17 protein-coding genes and 1 pseudogene are annotated in these 22,070 nt (G+C 42.6%); 3 read left to right on the top strand and 15 right to left on the bottom strand.

The features are described 5' to 3' along the window. Positions 1-15: 15 nt before the first annotated feature. Genes DBK98_RS14335 through DBK98_RS14325 form a run of 3 tightly spaced genes read right to left on the bottom strand, consistent with a single transcriptional unit; the run spans position 16 to position 5,520 of the window. Complete coding sequence (locus DBK98_RS14335; protein ID WP_032536055.1) at positions 16-3,141, bottom strand: efflux RND transporter permease subunit; 3,126 nt, start codon at positions 3,139-3,141, stop codon at positions 16-18. A gap of 14 nt (positions 3,142-3,155) precedes the next feature. Then, positions 3,156-4,244: an efflux RND transporter periplasmic adaptor subunit gene (locus DBK98_RS14330; RefSeq protein WP_005805737.1), complete on the bottom strand. Its 1,089-nt coding sequence runs from the start codon at positions 4,242-4,244 to the stop codon at positions 3,156-3,158. Between the two features lie 13 nt (positions 4,245-4,257). Beyond that, positions 4,258-5,520, bottom strand: a complete 1,263-nt coding sequence (locus tag DBK98_RS14325) for a TolC family protein (RefSeq protein ID WP_005805735.1) — start codon at positions 5,518-5,520, stop codon at positions 4,258-4,260. A gap of 231 nt (positions 5,521-5,751) precedes the next feature. Between DBK98_RS14325 and DBK98_RS14320 the strand changes: the two genes are divergently transcribed. Further along, entirely contained in the window at positions 5,752-6,108 is a 357-nt protein-coding gene (locus DBK98_RS14320) for a co-chaperone YbbN (RefSeq protein WP_005777545.1), read from the top strand. 68 nt (positions 6,109-6,176) lie between these two features. On the opposite strand, the gene DBK98_RS14315 is transcribed toward DBK98_RS14320, so the two are convergent. The 11 genes from DBK98_RS14315 to purT all read right to left on the bottom strand — a co-directional run bounded on the left by DBK98_RS14315 (position 6,177) and on the right by purT (position 17,834). Continuing rightward, a complete protein-coding gene (locus DBK98_RS14315) occupies positions 6,177-8,717 on the bottom strand; it encodes a helix-turn-helix domain-containing protein (RefSeq protein WP_005805732.1) in 2,541 nt (846 codons plus the stop codon). Positions 8,718-8,876: 159 nt separating this feature from the next. Continuing rightward, complete coding sequence (locus DBK98_RS14310) at positions 8,877-9,749, bottom strand: F0F1 ATP synthase subunit gamma (protein ID WP_005805730.1); 873 nt, start codon at positions 9,747-9,749, stop codon at positions 8,877-8,879. 18 nt (positions 9,750-9,767) lie between these two features. After that, a complete protein-coding gene (gene atpA, locus DBK98_RS14305) occupies positions 9,768-11,351 on the bottom strand; it encodes a F0F1 ATP synthase subunit alpha (RefSeq protein WP_005777536.1) in 1,584 nt (527 codons plus the stop codon). Between the two features lie 13 nt (positions 11,352-11,364). Then, on the bottom strand, positions 11,365-11,925 hold the full coding sequence (locus DBK98_RS14300) for a F0F1 ATP synthase subunit delta (protein WP_032536054.1): 561 nt from the start codon (positions 11,923-11,925) through the stop codon (positions 11,365-11,367). 6 nt (positions 11,926-11,931) lie between these two features. Then, positions 11,932-12,429 carry a F0F1 ATP synthase subunit B gene (gene atpF, locus DBK98_RS14295; RefSeq protein ID WP_005777532.1) on the bottom strand — a complete coding sequence of 166 codons (498 nt, stop codon included), beginning with the start codon at positions 12,427-12,429 and terminating at the stop codon, positions 11,932-11,934. A 15-nt stretch (positions 12,430-12,444) separates the two neighbouring features. After that, positions 12,445-12,702 carry an ATP synthase F0 subunit C gene (gene atpE / locus DBK98_RS14290; protein WP_005777530.1) on the bottom strand — a complete coding sequence of 86 codons (258 nt, stop codon included), beginning with the start codon at positions 12,700-12,702 and terminating at the stop codon, positions 12,445-12,447. Between the two features lie 26 nt (positions 12,703-12,728). Next, the gene (atpB, locus tag DBK98_RS14285; RefSeq protein WP_005805725.1) at positions 12,729-13,880 is read right to left on the bottom strand and encodes a F0F1 ATP synthase subunit A; all 1,152 of its coding nucleotides are present in this window, start codon (positions 13,878-13,880) and stop codon (positions 12,729-12,731) included. Next, entirely contained in the window at positions 13,864-14,292 is a 429-nt protein-coding gene (locus tag DBK98_RS14280; protein WP_005777520.1) for a hypothetical protein, read from the bottom strand. Before DBK98_RS14280 ends, atpB begins: the two co-directional genes overlap by 17 nt. A gap of 30 nt (positions 14,293-14,322) precedes the next feature. Next, entirely contained in the window at positions 14,323-14,568 is a 246-nt protein-coding gene (gene atpC / locus DBK98_RS14275; RefSeq protein ID WP_005805723.1) for an ATP synthase F1 subunit epsilon, read from the bottom strand. 11 nt (positions 14,569-14,579) lie between these two features. Further along, positions 14,580-16,097: a F0F1 ATP synthase subunit beta gene (atpD, locus tag DBK98_RS14270; RefSeq protein ID WP_005777517.1), complete on the bottom strand. Its 1,518-nt coding sequence runs from the start codon at positions 16,095-16,097 to the stop codon at positions 14,580-14,582. Positions 16,098-16,667: 570 nt separating this feature from the next. Beyond that, positions 16,668-17,834, bottom strand: a complete 1,167-nt coding sequence (gene purT / locus DBK98_RS14265; RefSeq protein WP_032536066.1) for a formate-dependent phosphoribosylglycinamide formyltransferase — start codon at positions 17,832-17,834, stop codon at positions 16,668-16,670. 646 nt (positions 17,835-18,480) lie between these two features. On the opposite strand from purT, the gene DBK98_RS14260 reads away from it, so the two are divergent. Continuing rightward, positions 18,481-18,726, top strand: a complete 246-nt coding sequence (locus DBK98_RS14260; RefSeq protein WP_005805721.1) for an RNA-binding protein — start codon at positions 18,481-18,483, stop codon at positions 18,724-18,726. Between the two features lie 124 nt (positions 18,727-18,850). Then, positions 18,851-20,428 (top strand): annotated as a pseudogene (locus tag DBK98_RS14255) (IS1182 family transposase); the annotation flags it as partial. A 108-nt stretch (positions 20,429-20,536) separates the two neighbouring features. Here the strand turns inward: DBK98_RS14255 and DBK98_RS14250 are convergent. Continuing rightward, the gene (locus DBK98_RS14250; protein ID WP_005777505.1) at positions 20,537-22,054 is read right to left on the bottom strand and encodes a DUF4301 family protein; all 1,518 of its coding nucleotides are present in this window, start codon (positions 22,052-22,054) and stop codon (positions 20,537-20,539) included. Positions 22,055-22,070 lie beyond the last annotated feature (16 nt).

The raw sequence follows: 22,070 nt of genomic DNA, 5'->3' as shown, positions 1-22,070 counted from the left end.
TGACAAATATACGGTTTACACTCGTCTTTGCCGCAGCTTTCCATCTTTATCAAACAAAGTTTTACCATAAATAGCCTCTACAATCAGCGGAAAAATAAAAAGCGTAAAGAAAGTATCACACAATACGCCACCGATAATAACAATGGCAAGCGGACGCTGCGACTCGGAGCCGATACCATGGCTCATGGCTACCGGCATCAGTCCGATAGCAGCCATAGTAGCCGTCATCACAACCGGCCGGACCCGCGAATGAACCGTACTCTTCACTGCTTCGGCCAAAGACATGTGCGAATGCACATTCGACTTAATACCCGAAATCATAATCACTCCGTTCTGAATGCAGATGCCGAACAAGGCTATAAAACCGATCCCGGCAGAAATTGAGAAGTTGAAGTGAGTGATCAACAGGGCAATGATACCGCCGGCCGCCGCAAATGGGACATTCAACAATACCAGTCCTGCATCCCGGGCATTGGAAAACAGGATGAAGAGGATAACGAATATAATGGCAATACTGACGGGAACAACCTGTGCAAGGCGTTTGCTGGCACGTTGCTGATTCTCAAAATCTCCGGTCCATTTCAGTGTATATCCGTCCGGAAGATGTACCGAAGCTTCCACTTTCTTTTGTGCTTCGGCAACGGCAGACCCCATGGCACGACCACGTACAGAGAACTTAACAGCACAAAAACGGGTATGGCTGTCACGGAATATAAGCAATGGTCCTGTAATGGTCCGGATATCTGCCAATTCCTTGATCGGGATCATCGCACCATCCATCGCTGGTACCAGAATCTTACCTATCTGCTCTTCGTTCTGGCGGAACTCTTCATTATAACGAACCATGATATTGAACTTACGCTCGTCTTCATAGAGCAATGAAGCAGATTTACCTCCGATGGCCATCTCAATAATAGATTGTACATTTTCTTTCGATACACCATAACGGGCAAGCTGTTTTTCGTTCAACTCGATGCGAAGTTCCGGCTGACCTATATTCCGGATCACTCCCAGATCTTCAATACCCGCTACGGTTCCCAACACTTTGTTTATCTGTACAGCCAGTTTCTCTGCCTCATATAAATCCTTCCCGAAAACCTTAACGGCAATAGAACCTTTTACACCCGAAGCGGCTTCCTCCACGTTGTCAGTAATCGGTTGTGAGAAATTGAAATCGGTACCGGGATAGAGAGCAAGGGCAGATTGCATTTTTTCAATCAACTGTTCTTTACTGAGTCCGCTCTCCCACTCTTTCTCCGGATAAATATCAACATGAAATTCCACATTGTAAAAACCGGTAGCATCAGTCCCATCATTCGGGCGCCCGGTTTGCGAGAGCACCTGCTTTACTTCGGGAAAAGCCAACAGCTCTCTACGCATTCTGTTGGCAAGTGAAACTGACTCATCCAGAGAAATGCTTTGCGGAAGGGTAGCACGAATATAGATGGCTCCTTCATTCAACTGCGGCAGAAACTCCATCCCCAGAAAAGAGTAAAGAAACAGCCCGGCTCCTCCGACCAAAGAAGCTAATCCGATGGACAGCTTACGATGAGCATGAAAAATGGCAAATAAGGCCGAACTTTTCTCTCTAATAAAACTCACCAAAAAATTACTTTTCTCACTCACATTTTTCCTTAACAGGATGGATGACATGACCGGAACCAGGGTCAAAGTAAAAATCAAGGCCCCCAGTAAAGCAAACCCCAATGTATAAGCCAAAGGAGAAAACATTTTCCCTTCCACCTTTTGAAACGAGAATATGGGGATTAACGCCGTAATAATAATCAGCTTGGAGAAAAAGACCGCTTTGGCCTTTTCTTTGGCAGTATTCCGGATCAGCCCCATCTTCGACATCCGGTTGAAAACGGGCATCCCCACTTCTCTCGCTTTCCGATCGAGAGCAACGAATATACCTTCTACCATCACTACGGCCCCGTCTATTATGATCCCAAAGTCAATGGCTCCCATAGAAAGCAGATTGGCGGACATCCCCATTACATGCAAGCAGATAAAAGCAAACAACAGGGATAAAGGGATAATGACAGCTACCACTACCGTTGTCCGCCAGTCCGCCATAAAGATGAATACAATGAAAGTTACCAATAGTATGCCTTCCACCAGATTGTGCGTTACTGTATGTACAGCAAGATCCACCAGGTCTTCCCGATCATAAAAAGGTACAATCTTTACATCCGTCGGTAAGATGCTTTCGTTCAATTCATCTATTTTCATCTTCAGCCCGGATATCACTTCACCCGGGTTCTCTCCCTTGCGCATCACTACAATACCTTCCACGACATCATCCTCGTCCATTCGCCCTACCTGTCCCAGACGAGGTAAACAAGATTCACGGACATCAGCCAGATTCCTCACCAGAATGGGAGTACCATTGATATTTTTCACTACAATGTTCCGCAACTCCTCCAAATCGTTAATCAGCCCTATACCTCTTACGACATAAGCCTGGGAGCTTTTGGTTATTACATCTCCGCCCACATTAATATTACTCTTCGAAATAGCATCATAAAGTTCCAGCGAGGTGATGCCATAATTGATTAACTGGTTTGGGTTGACACTTACTTCACAGGTTTTTACTTCACCACCGAAACTGACAATATCCGCCACACCCGATACGGCACGCAGATTGCGATCGATCACCCAATCCTGAATCGTTTTCAGTTCGCGTACACTCCGTTTGTCACTTCGCAGGGTATAGCGGTAAATCTCTCCTGTAGGTCCGTAGAGAGGCTGCACCTCAGGAGTTACTCCTTCCGGCAGATCGGCATCATTCAATAAATTATATACCTGTTGACGAGCAACAAAATCATCCACATGATCCTCAAACAGCACATTGATGACTGACAACCCAAACAAGGTTGTCGAACGGATATCTGTCTTCTTCTGTACCGAATTCATGGCTATCTCCACCGGAATCGTAATAAACTTCTCTACCTCTTCGGCACTGCGTCCCGGCCACTGGGTAATGATGGTCACTTTCGTATTCGTCACATCGGGAAATGCATCGATCGGAGTGTGTCTGAATGAAACCACACCGGCGATGATGGCAATCACCGTACAAAAAAAGACGAAAAACTTATTCTTCAACGAAAAAGCCACAATATTGTCTATAAACTTATGCATAGTTTTTTTCGCTTTTAGTCTGCATTCAAAGCATTGTAGACCAATAATACATTTTGATTCAACACTCTGTCACCTTCTGAAAGTCCGGAACGGACATAACATTCCTTACTCAGCTGTTTGTAAACATCAATCTCCTTAATCGATAAACGGTGGTCCGTAGCCACTGCCACAACATAGTTTTTCCCTCCTTCGAATATCAGGGCATGTGCATCGATCCGGGGCATTTGTTTCCCGGACGACTTACACTCCACACCGACATTGGTAAACATACCCGGCTTCAGCAAGTAATCTTCATTACACAATTTAATGCGCACATTCATCGTCTTACTTTCGGTATCCAGCATGTGATAGACTTTATCGATACTTCCGGAAAAGACCTTATCGGGATAAGCCAAGGTAGTGATATGTACGGGTGCTCCTTCAACTACTCTGCTAATATCACTTTCATAAACATCTGCCATCACCCATACATTTTCCAGGCCGGAAACAGTGAATATCTCCTCACTCTGATCGGAGCGGAGTTGCATGTCTTTACTCACCTTTTTGTCTACAATAAAACCGGAAACCGGAGATTTGATTTCGTAAAATGATCGACCGCTGAAATGGTTGATGGAAAAGATTTCTTTGATGCGGTTCTCTTCCGCCTCTGCATTAGCCAATTCCTGTCGCACCTGCAATACGTCTTTATCAGACGCCAAGCCTGAATCGAACATATCCTGAGTGGCATCCATATTTCTACGGGCAATGATAACCTGCTGGTTTGCTTCCTTCATTTGTTTCTCGTAGTCAGCCACTTCACCGCTACGGATCACCGCAAGTATATCTCCTTTTCGTACGTAATCCCCTACTTCGGCATGAAGCTCCGCCACAGTACCGCCAAACATAGGATAAATGTGCGCTACCTGCTCCTGATTGAAAGTCACACGCCCGTTTAGAACCAGTTCATCCGTCACATCATGCAGATGTACCGTATCGACAGAGACTATTTTCAGTAAACTATCTGTCAGACATAAATTTGTATGCACCTCAGATTGCTTCATCTTTGATGAACAACCTCCCAACCCCAGAATCAATATACATGGAAAGTATTTTGTCCAATTCATAAATTATATGGATTTAATTATTAAAGACATGTTGCCCGACTACTGCATTCAGATTCTCAATGCCGAGAAATACGTTTTTCTTTATATCATAAAGCTGAATGCAGGTCTCTTTATAGCTATCGTAAAAATCGATAAACTCTAAAAGACTGATATTACGTTTGATAAAGTTTTCATTGGCTCCGGCTATCAGTTTCTCAAAGTTATGTTCCAATCCCCTATCTACTGACCGATAAAGCCTGAACGCTTTATCTAAGGCAGTATAGGCAGCATACAGTTCTGTCTCAGCTTTACTGCGAATATATTCCTGCTCCCGGCCTGCCTTCAGGAGATTGAAGCGTGCCATCTTGATATTCCCTTGGTTACGGTTAAAGATAGGAACAGACATACTAAACCCGATAGCGAAATAATTATTAATAAAATTACCTTGACGATCATAGTTACCTTTCACTGAAAATTCAGGAAAGGCCAACGATTTCTGTAATTTCAGATCGGCTTGCGAAGCAATGATATTACTACGTGCCATCTTTTGGTCAGGCCTCACGGATACCATCTCTTGTAAACCGGCATAAGACAATCCATTTATGGTCAGACGTTTAAGCGAACCTTCATCTACTATTGGCTCAGTGCGAAAATCAATGGGCAAGTTCAATAATAAATTCAACTCTCCCCGCCGTGATAGATAATGGCTCTCACATTCGCTCATATCCTTTTTCAAGGAGAACAGCATTGACTCGAGACGGGTCATCTCCATTAAAGAAACATTCCCCTTCACATGCTGTTCCTTAATTCCTGCCAACAAATGTTCAAGCGAACTGACCTCTTTATCATAAACCGATAATGACTTTGACAGATAGTAAACTTCGATAAAAGCTTCCCCAAGCTCCTGACGTAAAGTCCGCATTACCTCCTCAAACTGATAGCCGGCAATTTCCCGGTTTATTTTCTCCAACCGTATTTGCTTATTCCGTTGTCCGGCAAGACGGATCACCTGTTCTATCTCTACAACAGATTCACCGCTCTTACCAAAATCAAAATAAGTGCCATTAAGCCGGTTGTAAACATTTTGTTCGAATGAGATCACCGGGTTATCAAATAATCGAGCTTGAAGCAACCTGGCTTGTGCCATATCTATATTGTAGCGTTCGGCCAATAGGGATAAATTACATTTCAGGAAACGTTGCTCGGCCTCTTTCAGCGTCAAGCTCCCGGAGGGTTGCTGTGCTCCGGCAATTCCGAAAAATCCAAGAAAAAAGAGAATAAAAAACTTTCTGGTCATAGTCCTTGTTATTTTGATGACAAAAGTACAATTCACACTTCACGCAGACCGTTTGAAAGCAATTATAAGATACTCAGATGAGATTAGAAAGTTATTAGAAAGCGGAAAAAGCAGGACAAGGAAGAATTGCTAATACAATAGGAGAAATAGCTATCTGCCAATAACTCCGATCTTCCTATCTTTGCAACATCAAAGAAACAAACAAGTAGTAACCCTTTAAAAAATAGAAATATGAAAGTCATCGATTTAACCAAAGAAAGTTTTGTAGAAAAAGTTGCAGATTATCAAGGATATCCGAAAGAATGGAAGTTTAAAGGCAACAAGCCCTGCCTGGTAGATTTTCATGCTCCCTGGTGTGTATATTGCAAAGCACTGTCACCCATACTGGATCAACTGGCTGTAGAATATAATGGTAAAATAGATATTTATAAAGTGGATGTAGATCAGGAACCGGAATTGGAAGCGGCTTTTGCCATTCGTACAATCCCTAATCTGCTGCTTTGTCCTGTTGGAGGAGAACCGACCATGAAATTAGGAACCATGAATAAAACGCAACTAAAAGCGTTAATAGAAGAGGCACTATTATAATTTACCTGACTAAGCATTGGGTACGTCAGTCAACCACGGTAAAACGTAAGCTGACTGACGTACAAATCTTATGATTCTTTTTTTCCGGCAGCAAGTACCAGCCTTATATCTGCATATGAAACCTCATCACCCAAAGCAGCTTTAATTGCCGTAAGTCCTTTGTCACTTCCATTAGCTTGCACATAACGGGTAATTTTCATAATCTTTTCTTTCGGAACGAGCTGCTCTATCTTAACTGCTCCCAAGCGTACATAATGCTCCAGATGTCCGGCTATAGTCCCTGAAACCAACTCACGTTCCTTGGCTATCTCTTCGATATTTTTCCCCTGCCTGAAAAGACGATAGGTTATCTCTTTGGTGTCAAGTTTTGGCTCCTTCACGGGTTTATTTTCTTTTAGAGGCTTTGGCTCTTTCTGTTCCTTAGTTTCTTTTTTGAGGGTCAATGTTATTGCAGGCATTGGTGGACGTTCTATTCCCTGTTCCTTTACATACCGGCTCACCATTTCAAGCAAAACATCGCCGTACTTTTCGGCACCACGCTTCCCAAAATATGGAATACGCACTAACGAAGCCGTATCACAGGGCAATAAATTCACAATGCCCAGTATTGCTTTCTGTTGTATAACAGTGTAAACAGGAAGATTAGCTTTCGAAGCTTCTGAATTTCTCCATGCAATCAACTGTTTATACAGTTCCGGATGTAGGATATCGGTAGGAACTTCTATTTTTTCAGCAGTTCGGGGTTTACGTTCCGATCTTCCGGACGAGGATGTACTTTCTCCTCCGGAAACGGATAAGGTCAGGACAGCCTTATGTTTTAGAAAAGCTGATACGGTAAAACCTTCTTTTTCGGTATAATAGAGTGTTCCCAGCTTCACATGGAGTGTCGTCTTCAATGTATCTAACGCTTCGGAAAATTTCTTTTTCAGTTCTTTATTATCCGTTTCTACCTTTGTAGAAACCATCAGTGGGTTTAACAAATCCTCCAGGTGTTTACGGAAATAATGGGCACCGGCCACAATTCGTTCATTCAGTTTCGGATTTGCGTCATAGTCCTCCACCTCCATCAACAGAGTCGAATATTGCAACTTGAAAGTATCGGCAACCTTCATTATCTGAGCTTTATACAGATCGATCGTTTCTTTATACCGTTCCAGCAACTTTGGATAGAGTCGGTATAAGTGTTCATCGAGCAGACGCAGAACACGTGCGAAATGTTGCTCAAGAGGATGAAAATCGAATTGTTCACATAGCAACTCGTAGAAATAATGTTGACGCAGCAGAGCCAGCTTATGCTTATCAGGGGTCAGTTCTCCGGCATTACGGGTGAATTCGTCAATCGTGTCGTCACTGATAATAGACTCTCTCCTTAAAGGAGAACTGAGTACCAGTCCCTGAAGAGATTTACAACGACTCAGCGCAACATAAACCTGCCCATGAGCAAAAGAAGCGTTTGCATCAATGATGGCACGTTCAAAAGTCAAACCCTGACTTTTATGGATCGTTATAGCCCATGCCAAACGAATAGGATACTGCCGGAAAGTACCTTCAACCTCTTCCGTTATCTCTTTCGTCTGCGGATTCAGACTGTATTTACTATTTGTCCATTCTTCCGTTTCAAGTAAAAAGTCCTGCGATTCTCCATTTCCTTTCACCCGGATGCCATCTTTACCAACAGCCGTAACCAAACCGATCATTCCATTATAATATCGATGTTCCCCAGAAGAGTCGTTTTTAATAAACATAATCTGAGCCCCTTCCTTGACAGTGAGCATTTCATCCGCCGGATAAGCCGATTCCGGGAAAGTACCTTCTACCCTCGCCTGAAAGCTGAAAGCCCTGCCGGAAAGAGAAAGCAGCTGTCTGTCATTATATTGCTGGGCCTGATAATTATGTGTCGTCAGCCGGATGTACCCTTCTTCTTCTCTCGGACGAAACTCCGGAAGATAACGTTTATTCAATTCTTCCAGCACAGATTCGTCGGCCTCTTTGTCTCTGATTTTATTTAATAATCCGACAAAAGCCGTATCGCTCTGCCGATAGACTTTCTTCAACTCTATAGTGATATATTCAGTCTCTTTCAGTGAATGACTGCCAAAGAAAAATGCCGTGTCATAATAAGAGGTCAACAAATTCCAGTCTTCTTCCTTTACTACCGGAGCCAACTGCTGTAAATCGCCTATCATCAGAAGTTGAACACCTCCAAAAGGTTTCGAACGATCCCGATAACGACGCAACACTGAATCCACCGCATCAAGTTGATCGGCACGTACCATACTGATTTCATCGATCACCAACAGATCCATGCTGCGGATGATATTGATTTTTTCTTTCCCGAATTTATGGAAGCTTTGTTGGGCAGAATTGAATGTACTCTCCGGAATATAAGGCGCAAAGTTTAATTGGAAAAAAGAGTGTATGGTGACACCTCCGGCATTAATGGCAGCAATCCCCGTAGGAGCGACCACTACCATGCGTTTGGGAGTTAATTCCTTTAACCGACGAAGGAAGGTTGTTTTTCCGGTTCCGGCCTTTCCTGTCAGAAACAGATGGGTACCGGTATTTTCAATGACTTGCCAGGCTAATTCTAATTCGTGATTTTCTTCCATGAAATAATACTTTGCTACAAAGTTATAGCAAAAGAAAGAAGAAACCAATATAATAATAAGTTATTTTGCCACAGAAGACACAAAGGCTACGGACGATGATTGGTTGTCAGTTTCTTCATTGATAACAACTCCGCAACCTTTGTGCCCCCTGTGGAAAGTTTAAGCCATACTACCGCCCACAATATCAAGCAACTCGTTTGTAATGGCTTGCTGGCGGGTTTTATTATACTGCTTTGTCAGTTCCTGAATCAGTTCATTGGCATTATCCGTTGCTATTTGCATAGCTAAAGTACGTGCGGCATGTTCGGATGCATTAGAGTCGAGAGCAGCCGTAAAGATCTTTTGACTCAAAACCTGCGGAATCAGATCTGCTATCAACTGGGCTGCGGAAGGTTCTATGATATAGTCATTTACCATTCCGGTTTTCCCGTCTTCATTATGAACGGCAGACAGATCAATCGGCAAGTATCTTTCACGCAACAGCTCCTGTATTCCCATCGATCTGAAATGATGATAAATCAACTCCACCCGGTCAATGTTCTTTTCCAGAAAAAGTTCCATCAACAATCTGGCCAACGCAGCAGCTTCATCGTACGAAGGCTTATCTGCCAGTCTCTGATAGCTCCCTTGAGGAAAAAATCCTAATTTTTTCACAGCTTCCTCTATTTTCTTGCCAACCGGATAGATCAGGATATTATCCTGCCCCAGCTCACGATATTCTCCAACCGTCTGCAAAAACATCTTTAGTACGTTCGCATTGAAAGCACCACATAAAGAGCTGTTGGAAGAGAAAGCTACAATAGCAATACGCTTGACAGGGCGTTCCGCACAGAATGGAGACTCTACCGGAAGGTCAGCACTCAGAAAGTTGGTCAATATCTTATTCAGTTTCCTCTGATAAGGCAGCATGTTTTCAATGGCTCCCTGTGCCTTGTGTAACTTGGCAGAAGCCACCATCTTCATTGCTGAAGTGATTTTTCGGGTACTCTGTACCGAATTTATTCTGGTTTTTACTTCTTTTAGTGAAGCCATAGTCTTTATGGTTTATAATTAACTAAACTGTTTCGCAACCATCGTTGCTGTTTCCTCAATCGCTTTCGTTACTTCATCATTGATTACTCCTGTCTTCAATACGTCCAGTACATCCGACTGATGATCGAGAGCGAGTGTATTGAGAAATGCCGCCTCAAAGTCTTCTACCTTATCCAGTGGAACATTTCTCAGCAATCCGTTTATACCACAATAGAGAATCGCAATCTGCTTCTCTACCGGCATCGGAGAATATTGAGGTTGAACCAATAAACGGGCATTCTTTTGTCCTTTGTCAATGGTCAGTGCGGTAACCGGATCCATGTCTCCGCTAAATTTGGAGAATGCTTCCAGTTCACGATATTGCGCCTGGTCTATTTTTAACGTACCGGCCACTTTTTTCATAGCCTTAATCTGAGCATTACCTCCCACACGGGAAACTGAGATACCGACATTGATAGCCGGACGGTTACCCTGATTGAATAAATCCGTATCAAGGAAAATCTGACCGTCTGTGATGGAAATCACATTAGTCGGAATATAGGCAGAAACGTCTCCGGCCTGTGTTTCGATAATAGGCAATGCCGTCAGTGAACCTCCGCCTTTCACTTTTCCTTTCAGACTCTCGGGCAAGTCGTTCATTTCACGAGCCACCTCTTCCTGATTGATAATCTTGGCTGCACGTTCCAGCAAACGGGAATGCAAATAGAAGATATCACCCGGATAAGCTTCACGACCGGAAGGACGACGGAGAATCAAAGATACTTCACGATAAGATACCGCCTGTTTGGACAAGTCATCATAAACCACCAACGCATGACGACCGGTATCACGGAAATACTCACCGATAGCAGCCCCTGCAAACGGAGCGAAATATTGAAGTGCAGCAGGATCTCCGGCTGTGGCAGCTACTACAATAGTGTAATCCATCGCACCATATTGGCGTAAAGTATTCACAATAGAAGCCACTGTAGATCCTTTCTGTCCGATAGCTACATAAATGCAATATACCGGATCGCCCGCTTCGTAATTACTACGCTGGTTTATTATCGTATCAATGGCTATCGATGTTTTTCCCGTCTGCCGGTCACCGATAATCAACTCACGCTGTCCACGACCGATAGGAATCATTGCATCAACTGCTTTCAGACCTGTTTGCAACGGCTGATTTACCGGCTGACGATAGATTACCCCCGGAGCTTTACGCTCCAAAGGCATTTCATAGAGTTCACCGCCGATCAATCCTTTTCCGTCCAACGGTTCTCCCAACGGATCGATAACGCGTCCTAACATACTTTCTCCCACACGGATAGAAGCGATTCGTTTGGTACGTTTCACTGTGAAACCTTCCTTGATCTTATCCGTAGGTCCGAGCAAGACGGCACCCACATTATCTTCTTCCAGGTTCATAACAATGGCCTTGATACCATTATCAAACTCAAGCAGTTCGTTGGCCTCGGCATTGCGCAGACCGTAAATACGTACCACACCATCACTCACCTGCAGCACCGTACCGATTTCATCAAGCTGCACCTTGGTCTCGATTCCTTCAAGCTGTTGGCGCAGAATCTCAGATACTTCGCTTACTCTTATATTTTCAGACATAATTTTTCACTAATTATACAATTCTTCGATTCTTATCAATGAACTGTTGTTTCACTTTCTTCAACTGTGTAGCGATACTGGCATCAAGTCGGTAATCGTTAATATCGAAAACAAAGCCACCTTCTATAGAAGGGTCGACCACTGTTTCCAACTCCATATATGCATGCAAAATATGTGCAGCAGTTTGTCGGATACGCTCTTCAGTAGCCTTATCTACCGGGACAGCAGTGATCAGTTTACCTACACCAATATGCTTCTTCTTCCGGTAAAGATCCAGATACATCAGACTCATGAATTGCAGATAAGTCTCCCTTCTCTCCTTGAGTACCAGACGGACAAAACGAATAAACTCTTCACTCGGTTTATTGTCTCCATCGGCTGCCGTACAGATCAGACTGAACTTTTCGTCAACAGAAACAATGGGATTATCAAGTACGGCACAAAATCCCTTCACTGTACGGAAACTGTGTGCCAACGTGACAAGTTCATGATATAGCCTGTCTTCCGCTCCTCTCTCTTCCGCATAAGCCATCAGAGCTTTCGCATACCGCATTGAAATTATTCCGACTTCCATTTTCTCTTAGTTCTTCGTTAATACTTCATCAAGCATACGGTCTATCATTCCCATCTGCTCTTGTTTATCAGCCAGATTCTTACGAATAACTTTCTCAGCTATATCCACAGATAGAAGAGCTACCTGACGACGAATATCGCGTATGGCTTCTTCCTTTTCAATCTGAATCTGTCGTTTCACTTCGTCCAGTTCTTTCTGGGCAGCTATTTCAGCTTGTTTGCGGGCCTCGTAAATAATTTTCTCACGTTCCTGCATAGCCTCTTTCATGATACGTCCCTGTTCCTTATTAGCGGCAGCCACAATAGCTTCGCCCTCCTCTTTCAGTCGTGACAACTGGGCGTTTGCTTCTCTGGCTACCTCCAATGATTCGTCAATATAGGTTTTACGGCCTTCCACCATCTTAATGATGACGGGGAAGCCGTATTTAGCCAATACCGCGAATACAATTCCAAAAGAAAGGAGCATCCAGAATATCAGGCCACTATCGGGTAGTAACAATGACATAATCTTCTTTGTTTATTATAAGAAAAGTACTAACAGACAAACAACCAATGCCAACAATGCCACACCTTCTACCAAAGCAGCAGCAATAATCATATTCATACGAATATCTCCCGATGCCTCCGGTTGACGTGCAATACCTTCCATGGCCGAGCCACCAATCTTACCAATACCGATACCTGCTCCGATAACAGCTAAACCAGCTCCGAGGGCAGCTCCCAATTTACTCAATCCTACTCCTGCAGCAGCAGCTTGCAATAATACTGATAGTAACATAATTTTCAGTTTTAAAATGGTTTATATTATTCTTTTACTTCTTCTTTTTTACCGCCTTCCTGAGCCAGTCCGATAAATACAGCCGATAACATTGTAAACACATAGGCCTGAATAAAGGCAACCAACACTTCGAGCAAATTCATAAAGATGTTGAACAGCACCGAAGCCACCGTAAGCGAACCGTTAATGGCAGGCCCCATACTTGCCGATATAAATATCAAACAGGTAAGAACCAACATAGCCATGTGTCCGGACAACATATTGGCAAACAAACGGATCATCAATGCGAACGGTTTCGTAAATACACCGAAAAATTCGATAAATGGCATCATGGGTATAGGCACTTTCAGCCACCAGGGAACATCGGGCCAGAAAACATCTTTCCAGTAGTGTTTCGTCCCGAATATATTAACGATGACAAATGTAAATAAAGCCAATACCAGCGTTATAGCGATATTTCCGGTCACATTCGCTCCTCCCGGGAAAATCGGTATCAGTCCCATGATGTTATTGATGAAAATAAAGAAAAAGGCTGTCAACAAATAAGGAGCGAACTTTTTATAGTTAGGCCCTACACAACTCTTAATCACATCATCATGGATCATCATAATAAACATCTCCATAAAACCGACAAATCCGCCAGGGGCATAAGCCCCCTGTTCACGCTTACGATACCAATGCGCCACACTAAGGATGATTATTAATAAGATAGCACTATTGATAAATAGAGATAAAGTAACCTTAGTAATAGAAATATCCCATGGTCGAACCTCTTCTCCCGCCGCATTACGTTCTACAATTTTGCCTTCGTACCTGCTTCCGGCAGGAGCGATATAGAATCCTTCGTATTTACCGTCATTCTCTTCAAGGCGCGATGACAAAAAAGCATGCCAACCTGAAGTTTCGCTATATACGATAATCGGCAATGGAATACAGATAGAGGTTTTTCCTATATTTGTGATGTGCCATTCGTAGGAGTCGCCGATATGACCGAATACAATGCCTTTTACATCTACCTGATTTGCCTCCTGATTGATTGTGTCTTTCCCCACAATAATCTCTTGCTGTAAAGCAGTGGCGGTATCGCCCTCCACAGGCTCTTGTGCAGAGACCATAACAGGCAACATACCTCCTATCAGGATCAACATTCCGGTAACTATGTTACGCAACTGTTTCATATTTTTTTGATTTCTTTTTTAGTTTCTGATTCCATTCGAAAACGAAGAAAAACCAGCTTTCATATATAAGGTAGCCCAGATAGAATGCCAGAAATGTCAGCAGAAATTCCACAGCAGAATCGGGCACAGCCACACAGTAAATTATCAACAGAAAGACTGATATAATCATCTTCAGGACCTTTGCTACCAAAAAAAGCATCACCATCTTGTCCGGTGCATGACGCCTGCAGGCATCAAACATATAAATGTAAAATACACCGAATATATAAAAGTATACCGGTATCAACGGATAACCTCCGAAATAGTGTCCGGGCTCAAGATAATGCAAAACCAAAGCTCCCAACCCACCTCCGACAAGAGTCAAAATGGTAAGATAACTCAGGAAATTGCGTTTTGTAATGCTCATATTCATAGTAAAAACAGGTTCTTGTGTGGATCAAGGTCAGGATACACAAACGGAAGCTTCTCCGTTACTTAGCTCCACAAAACCGCTGTGAATATCCAACGTATGCTCTTCGCCATCCGTTGTCGTGTAACTGACTGTTCCTTCTTGCAGAGAAGAGACAATCGGCGCATGCTGCGCCAAAATGGAAAATACTCCACTGGTTCCCGGAAGAGTAACACTCTTCACTTCACCATCAAATACCTCCTTTTCCGGCGATACAATATTCAAATGCAGTTCTTTCATGATTCCTTATTTTATTTATTGGCTTGCTCAAGCAGCTTCTTACCCTTTTCAATAGCTTCTTCTATCGTACCTACATTTAAGAATGCCGGTTCGGGCAGATAATCCACTTCACCGTCCAAAATCATCTTAAACCCTTTGATGGTGTCTTCAATAGAGACCATTGCTCCCGGCACACCGGTAAACTGTTCGGCTACAGTAAACGGCTGAGACAGGAAACGTTGTACCCTGCGCGCACGGTTCACAACCAAACGATCGGCATCGGACAGTTCCTCCATACCCAAGATGGAAATGATATCCTGCAATTCCTTGTTTCGTTGCAGAATCTGCTTCACACGCTGAGCCACATCATAATGCTCTTGCCCCACAATATGTGGGTCAAGGATACGAGAAGTAGATTCCAACGGGTCTACAGCCGGATAAATTCCGAGTTCAGTGATTTTTCGACTCAATACAGTTGTTGCATCCAAGTGAGTAAAAGTGGTTGCCGGTGCAGGGTCGGTCAAGTCGTCAGCCGGCACATATACAGCCTGCACCGAAGTGATGGAGCCCGTCTTGGTTGAAGTGATTCGCTCTTGCATAGCACCCATTTCCGTAGCTAATGTAGGTTGATAACCTACAGCAGAAGGCATACGTCCTAACAAAGCTGAGACCTCGGATCCTGCCTGAGTAAAACGGAAAATATTATCAATGAAAAACAAGATATCCCTGGCACCCGACTTGGCCCCCATATCCCGGAAAGATTCGGCAACAGTCAGTCCCGACAGCGCAACCGAAGCACGTGCACCGGGAGGTTCATTCATTTGTCCGAACACCAATGTAGCCTGCGATTTCTCTACTTCGTTATAATCTACTTTCGAAAGGTCCCAGTGTCCTTTTTCCATACTTTCTTTAAAAGCCTCTCCATAACGGATTACACCCGATTCAATCATTTCACGAAGCAAGTCATTACCTTCACGGGTACGTTCTCCTACCCCGGCAAATACGGAAAAACCATTATGCTTCTTTGCAATGTTATTGATGAGTTCCATAATAAGTACCGTCTTACCTACTCCGGCACCACCAAACAGACCAATTTTACCTCCTTTTGAATAAGGTTCAAGCAGGTCGATCACCTTTATTCCGGTGAACAACACTTCCTGTACGGTGGTTAAATCTTCAAATTTTGGGGGATCACGGTGAATGGAATAGGCACCCTCACGATTGAGTTCTTTCATTCCGTCAATAGAATCGCCGACTACGTTCATCAAACGTCCTTTGATTTGTTCACCTACCGGCATTGTGATAGGACCTCCTGTAGGAAATACCTTCATCCCGCGTTGTAAGCCGTCGGTACTGTCCATGGCCACGGTACGAACAGTATTTTCACCAATGTGTTGTTGTACTTCTACAATCAGCTTTTTGCCGTTGTGCCTTTTTATCTCCAATGCGTCGTGGATACTTGGCAATATCAAGTCCGATTCTGTACCTTCAAAATACACATCGACCACAGGGCCAATTACCTGAGAGATATGTCCTATAATCTGTGACATAAGCAATCTTTTTATATATTATTCTTCTAATACTCTAAAGCGTTATAGCATGGTAAGTCGCGTTTTTACCAGTTTCACTATTAACATAACGTTCGATATTCGGTTTTGTTCACACAGATAGTTAAACAAACAACTTCGCAAATGTAGAAACTTTTTTTTCCCGTTGTACCATTTTTCTATATTTTCTCTTTAGATAACATTCATTAAACTTACAGCAGCGTGAAAATGAACATTATTAGTGCCCTTTTTACTGTTATACAAAGCATGTTCAGGCAAATAGGCACTGTTCTCAATCTAACAAGGCGACCTATCGAGTTTTCAAGTACCTATAGTGTTTTCAGTCAATTAGTCAAATGTTAGATAGTACAACATGCAACGAGTTTTATATTGATAAAAGAGAGTTGTGTTTGAGGGTCATTTTTCGGTCTCTGCAGACTTAACCGGGCAGAGTATTAACAATTGCAAAAGAGCAGAAAAAGACAGAGGCATAGACTAATAAAAAGACAGGTCTCTGCCACTTCTTAAGCGACAAAGACCTGTTATTGGATTTTCAGAAAGAAACCTCCGTATTTAATATACTTCTACTTTATCAGCTATTCGTTTTGCCTTATCACGCAAAGCATCCAGATCAGAACCGTTCGGAGCATAACAGAGTACTACCCCCATACGGCGATTCACACGTGTATATGGCTTACCAAATATACGCAGATAGGTGTCCTCTTCTATGGTAACTTCCTCCATGCCTCTATACTGCGGACGTTCCTGGCTGGCAATCGGTGAAAGAATAACAGCACTCGCTCCTATTCTCTCCTGCTTTATACCCGGAATGGGTAATCCTAATACGGCACGTAAGTGAAGTTCAAATTCATTCAGGTTTTGTGTTCCCGCCAATGTTACCATTCCTGTATCGTGCGGACGCGGAGACAGTTCTGAGAAGTAAACCCCATTTTCATGACTCAGGAAGAATTCAACTCCCCATAATCCGGCACCGGTCAATGCGCAGGTTACTTTTTCAGCCATCTCTTCCGCTTCCTTCAGATGTGCCGGGTCAATGTGTGCGGGCTGAAAACTTTCACGATAGTCTCCTCCCTTCTGTACATGTCCGATAGGTGGACAAAATAGTGTCGGACCATTCTTCTGAGTTACCGTGAGCAAAGTTATTTCACTATCGAATTTGATAAACTCTTCAATAATCAGTTCACGAATATCTCCGCGGCTGCCGCTACAACCATACTCCCAGGCATGCTCCAACTCAGCAGCACTTTTTACCAACGACTGCCCTTTGCCCGATGATGACATTAAAGGCTTCACAACACAGGGAAAACCTATCTTCGCAGCAGCTTCCTTCAATTCCTCCAACGATTTGGCATAATAGTATTTCGCAGTTTTCAGCCCCAATTCCTTAGCGGCCAAATCACGGATGGCTTTGCGGTTCATGGTATAATTCACTGCACGGGCACTCGGCACTACCTGAATGCCTTCCTTCTCGAAATCGTATAAACGTTCCGTGCGGATGGCTTCAATTTCGGGGACGATAATATCCGGCCGGTGTTTCTTTACAATACGCTCCAGTTCTTCACCGTTCAGCATATCGAAAACTTCATATTCATCGGCTACCTGCATAGCAGGTGCTCCGGCATACGAATCACAAGCAATGGTGTATTGACCTTTACGTTGAGCAGAAATTACAAACTCCTTTCCCAGTTCGCCCGATCCGAGTAAAAGTATTTTCTTCATGATTGAATATTTTAAGATATAATGACGCAAAAATACTACTTTTCTTCCAATAAATCCCGAACGAGCTACTAAATGATTGCAATAAAGGAAAGAAAAAGGGAACAGTATAAAAAATGATTAACAAGTAAAAGGTCTGCAAAACATATTCAAGAGAAAACTCTCCTCCTAAAAGAAGAATGGAGTATTTCCACTTCATAGAACATCACTGATTTTCAACCACTTAAAGCACACATAGAAAGGGATTATACGAAGTTAATATCGTATATGCAGGAAGTTAACTTCTCGACTTTACGATATTAACTTCGTATAATTACGTTATTAACATCGTATACAACAGGATGTTAACTTCATAAACGGCATAAAATAATTTCTAATATAGAGACAAATACAAGAATGGGTGGCCAAAACAAAGTGTTAATTATTGGTCTAATTACACAAAAAAGAATATTTAAAAGGATGAAAAGAACCAAATATAGCATATTATCCGGAATTAATGCCTTACTTTGCAAAACCAAACAACAAGAGGTTTTTATTGGTCTAACTCTCACATGTATTTCCTCAATGTTCGCATTGAGAACTTTCATTTCTGATTTACACTTCCTAAAGCTTTATTGTTATTTTATTAATTTTTTATTTTTGTATATTTATGAATATGTACATTGGAAATCTTAGCTATAATGTTAAGGAGTCAGATTTGAGACAAGTTATGGAAGAGTATGGAACAGTAGAATCAGTAAAACTGATCACAGATCGCGAAACAAGAAGATCTAAAGGTTTTGCTTTTGTTGAAATGCCGGAATCTTCAGAAGCCAGCAATGCCATTAAAGAATTGAACGGAGCAGAATATGCCGGTCGTCCGATGGTAGTAAAAGAAGCTTTACCAAGAAACTGATCTGATAAGCAATAGAATAAGAGAAAGAGGGTGTCCGAAAAGGGTACCCTCTTTTTTTATGTAAAAGTCCGAACTTTCCCAAGCTCGGACTTTTTAATTTGCTCTAAAATGTTTATCTTAGAGCATGTTAATCGATAGTGCAAATATACAATTTAAGGAGTATTCTCAAGGTATGGATTCCTTATTTCCTTGCCGTCTTGATGAAAATATTTCTTCGGATGCTCCGGTCCGGCTTGTCAACCAGATTGTTGATAAGCTTGACATCAGTCCGTTGTTATCTACTTATAAGGGTGGTGGTTGTCCTGCTTATTATCCCCGCATGCTTTTGAAAGTGTTGTTCTTCGCCTACCTGAACAATGTGTACTCTTGTCGTAAGATAGCACGTCTACTTCAGGAGAACATCCTTTACATGTGGCTTTCGGGCAAGTCCACTCCCGACTTCCGTACCATCAATGATTTCCGCAGCAAGCGTTTGAAGAGTTGTATCCACAGTTTGTTCACTCAGATTGTGCTCATGCTTGTTGAGTTGGGATATATCAGCCTGGAAAAACAATATATCGACGGGACCAAGATGGAGTCGGCAGCCAACCGTTATACTTTCGTCTGGCGCAAAAGTGTGGAAAAGTATAAGGATCGTCTGGAAAATAAGATTCAATGTATACTTTCTCAAATTGATGAGGGTATTCTCGGTGACAACACCGCTCCTGGAGAATCAACTCTTCCTATTGACAGCCATGCTCTGAAAGAAAAAATAGATGCCATTAATCTGGAGAACCGCAATAAACGTGAACTTCGTCAGATTAAAAAGCTTAATGAGGAGTACTTACCTAAGCTGCAGGAATATGAGAAACACTTGGAAATAATGGGGGAAAGAAACAGCTATTCCAAAACAGATCCTGATGCGACTTTTATGCGCATGAAAGAAGACCACATGAGGAACGGTCAGCTTAAACCGGGATATAATCTACAGATATCCACGGAAAACCAGTTCATAACAAACTATGCTTTCTATCACAATCCGGGTGATACGTTGACGTTGATTTCATTTCTATTGTATGGCCGGATGAGATACTGCCGGTTCATGAAAGAGGTTTGTGCGGATGCCGGATATGGAAGTGAGGAAAATTATGAGTTTATGGAACGCTTCGGTATAAGCGCTTATGTGAAATATAATTATTTTCATATGGAACAAACAAAAAAATGGAAATGTGACATCTCCAAACAAGATAATTTGTATTATAACGAACCGGAAGATTACTTTGTATGTCCGATGGGACAGTATATGAAATTTGCCTACACGATAAAGGCTGTCAATGATAATGGATATGAAAGTGAAATAAGTGTTTACCGTGCTAAGAACTGTCAGGGATGTCCCCTACAAAATAAATGTCACAAAGGGAGAGGAAACAGGGAGATCAAGGTGAATCATAAATTAAGGCGGTACAAGCAACTGGCACGTGAGAAACTCACTTCATCAAAAGGGCTTGAACATAGGAGCAAAAGACCGGTGGAGGTGGAAGCGGTCTTCGGGCAAATAAAATGGAATAAAGAGTACAAGAGGTTCAGGCATAAAGGCTTGGAGAAGATTGTCATGGACTTTGGAATATTGGCTATTGCATTTAACATCGGAAAAATGATCTGCAAGCAGAAAAAGGCTAAGAAAGGGAGGGATGGAAAGGATTATAAGACTGATAAAGGGAGAAAATTGAGTTTCATGAGGGGCATTTTTATAAGTTGTTGGATAAATCACAAAAAAAGAAAAAAGTTAGAGGGTACCCTTTTCGGACACCCTCTTTTATTTCTCCCTCGACTATTGGTGTTGTTCACGCAACAGATCATTTACCGTCTTCACCGGATTAAATGTAGAAAGCGGAACTTCCACAAATACCGTACTCCAATCACTCATGGCACCATTCCACAAGCCGGGAAGCTCAAGAGCTTTCAAGTCTTTACCACTCTTCGACTTATAAGATATGAAGCCTGTGGCTTTATCCACGTATCTTACCAGATCAAACTTATGTCCTTTGTAATCACGTACCGCACAAACCAAATCTACCGGATTGAAGTGGGTACCTTTCTCAAACATTTCTTTAGCTTCCGGATTATTCATATCGATCTGTGAACTTTCAAGGATTTGCAATGAAATCGTTCCGTCACTGTTATAAGCAAGGAACGGACCGCCACCCGGTTCACCCACATTCTTCACCATACCACAAACACGCATCGGGCGGTTCAATTTATTCTTCAGATAGATGACCAATTCAGCATCTTCCAGATCCTTCGTTTCTGGATTCTTGCAGAAAAGTTTCTTCTGCACAAATTGCAGAATATCCATTACCTGTTCGTGTGTGTAGCGGCCGCTATCCAAAAGTTCCAGATATTCAAAAGCCTGCTTCTGGAGGGATACAAGTACACCGGCAATCAATTTCTTATAAAGCACCGTATCACCTTTTAATCTGTCCGGAACGACATTGTCTATATTCTTAATAAAAATCACATCCGCATCCAAATCGTTCAGGTTCTCAATCAGTGCTCCATGACCACCGGGGCGGAACAAAAGCTTGCCATTATCGCGGAAAGGCTGGTTTTCCATATCAGCGGCAATCGTATCGGTACTTGGTTTCTGCTCGGAAAAACTAATATTATAATCTACTCCATAACGTTTGGCAAAGGCATCGGCTTTTTCGGCTACCAATGATTTAAAGAGTTCACGATGTTCGGTTGAAACAGTAAAGTGGACATTCACCTTTCCGCTTTTACCGGCAGCGTACATAGCACCCTCCGCCAAATGTTCTTCAAGCGGAGTACGTGAGCCTTCTTCGTACTTATGGAACTTGAGCAAACCTTTCGGAAGTGCACCATAGTTTAATCCCGCTACGTTCAGCAATCCTGAAACAACTGCCTTGTAGTCACCATCTGCAATCAAACCGGGAATATCTTTACCTTCTATCCTCATACAGGCAGTATTCAGATCATCATAGAAAGCAAATTTCTCAATTGAGGCAAAGAACGTTTGTTCGAACTTTGTAGTCGGCTCAGCATAGTCAGCATCCAGAAATTCAAAAAGATTTTTGAACATACGGCTGGCAGCACCCGAAGCGGGTACAAACTTTACAATCGTTTTGTCAGAATTGGTATAAGCATCCCAGGCTGCGAGATAAGCTTTCTGTTCTTCGGCATCGGGAGCCAGAATACCTTTTTCTACAGATGCGGCAGCATCTAATTTCAAATAAGGAAAGCCTTTTTGGAAACAAGTCAACTGTTCAGCGATTTGTACTTCCGAAATGCCTTTTTGGGCAAGCAATTCTTTGTCTTCAGGTGTTATCATACTATCTAATTTTATT

Source organism: Bacteroides sp. PHL 2737 (genome assembly GCF_004115325.2).
In the GTDB taxonomy this organism is placed as follows: Bacteria; Bacteroidota; Bacteroidia; order Bacteroidales; family Bacteroidaceae; genus Bacteroides; species Bacteroides hominis.
This window is presented reverse-complemented; position numbering and strand designations above follow the sequence as displayed.

Excerpts from the sequence above, each read along its gene's own strand:
- DBK98_RS14335 (WP_032536055.1), bottom strand. The coding sequence starts at position 3,141 with ATGCATAAGTTTATAGACAATATTGTGGCTTTTTCGTTGAAGAATAAG.
- DBK98_RS14330 (WP_005805737.1), bottom strand. The coding sequence starts at position 4,244 with ATGAATTGGACAAAATACTTTCCATGTATATTGATTCTGGGGTTGGGA.
- DBK98_RS14325 (WP_005805735.1), bottom strand. The coding sequence starts at position 5,520 with ATGACCAGAAAGTTTTTTATTCTCTTTTTTCTTGGATTTTTCGGAATT.
- DBK98_RS14320 (WP_005777545.1), top strand. The coding sequence starts at position 5,752 with ATGAAAGTCATCGATTTAACCAAAGAAAGTTTTGTAGAAAAAGTTGCA.
- DBK98_RS14315 (WP_005805732.1), bottom strand. The coding sequence starts at position 8,717 with ATGGAAGAAAATCACGAATTAGAATTAGCCTGGCAAGTCATTGAAAAT.
- DBK98_RS14310 (WP_005805730.1), bottom strand. The coding sequence starts at position 9,749 with ATGGCTTCACTAAAAGAAGTAAAAACCAGAATAAATTCGGTACAGAGT.
- atpA (WP_005777536.1), bottom strand. The coding sequence starts at position 11,351 with ATGTCTGAAAATATAAGAGTAAGCGAAGTATCTGAGATTCTGCGCCAA.
- DBK98_RS14300 (WP_032536054.1), bottom strand. The coding sequence starts at position 11,925 with ATGGAAGTCGGAATAATTTCAATGCGGTATGCGAAAGCTCTGATGGCT.
- atpF (WP_005777532.1), bottom strand. The coding sequence starts at position 12,429 with ATGTCATTGTTACTACCCGATAGTGGCCTGATATTCTGGATGCTCCTT.
- atpE (WP_005777530.1), bottom strand. The coding sequence starts at position 12,702 with ATGTTACTATCAGTATTATTGCAAGCTGCTGCTGCAGGAGTAGGATTG.
- atpB (WP_005805725.1), bottom strand. The coding sequence starts at position 13,880 with ATGAAACAGTTGCGTAACATAGTTACCGGAATGTTGATCCTGATAGGA.
- DBK98_RS14280 (WP_005777520.1), bottom strand. The coding sequence starts at position 14,292 with ATGAATATGAGCATTACAAAACGCAATTTCCTGAGTTATCTTACCATT.
- atpC (WP_005805723.1), bottom strand. The coding sequence starts at position 14,568 with ATGAAAGAACTGCATTTGAATATTGTATCGCCGGAAAAGGAGGTATTT.
- atpD (WP_005777517.1), bottom strand. The coding sequence starts at position 16,097 with ATGTCACAGATTATAGGACATATCTCTCAGGTAATTGGCCCTGTGGTC.
- purT (WP_032536066.1), bottom strand. The coding sequence starts at position 17,834 with ATGAAGAAAATACTTTTACTCGGATCGGGCGAACTGGGAAAGGAGTTT.
- DBK98_RS14260 (WP_005805721.1), top strand. The coding sequence starts at position 18,481 with ATGAATATGTACATTGGAAATCTTAGCTATAATGTTAAGGAGTCAGAT.
- DBK98_RS14250 (WP_005777505.1), bottom strand. The coding sequence starts at position 22,054 with ATGATAACACCTGAAGACAAAGAATTGCTTGCCCAAAAAGGCATTTCG.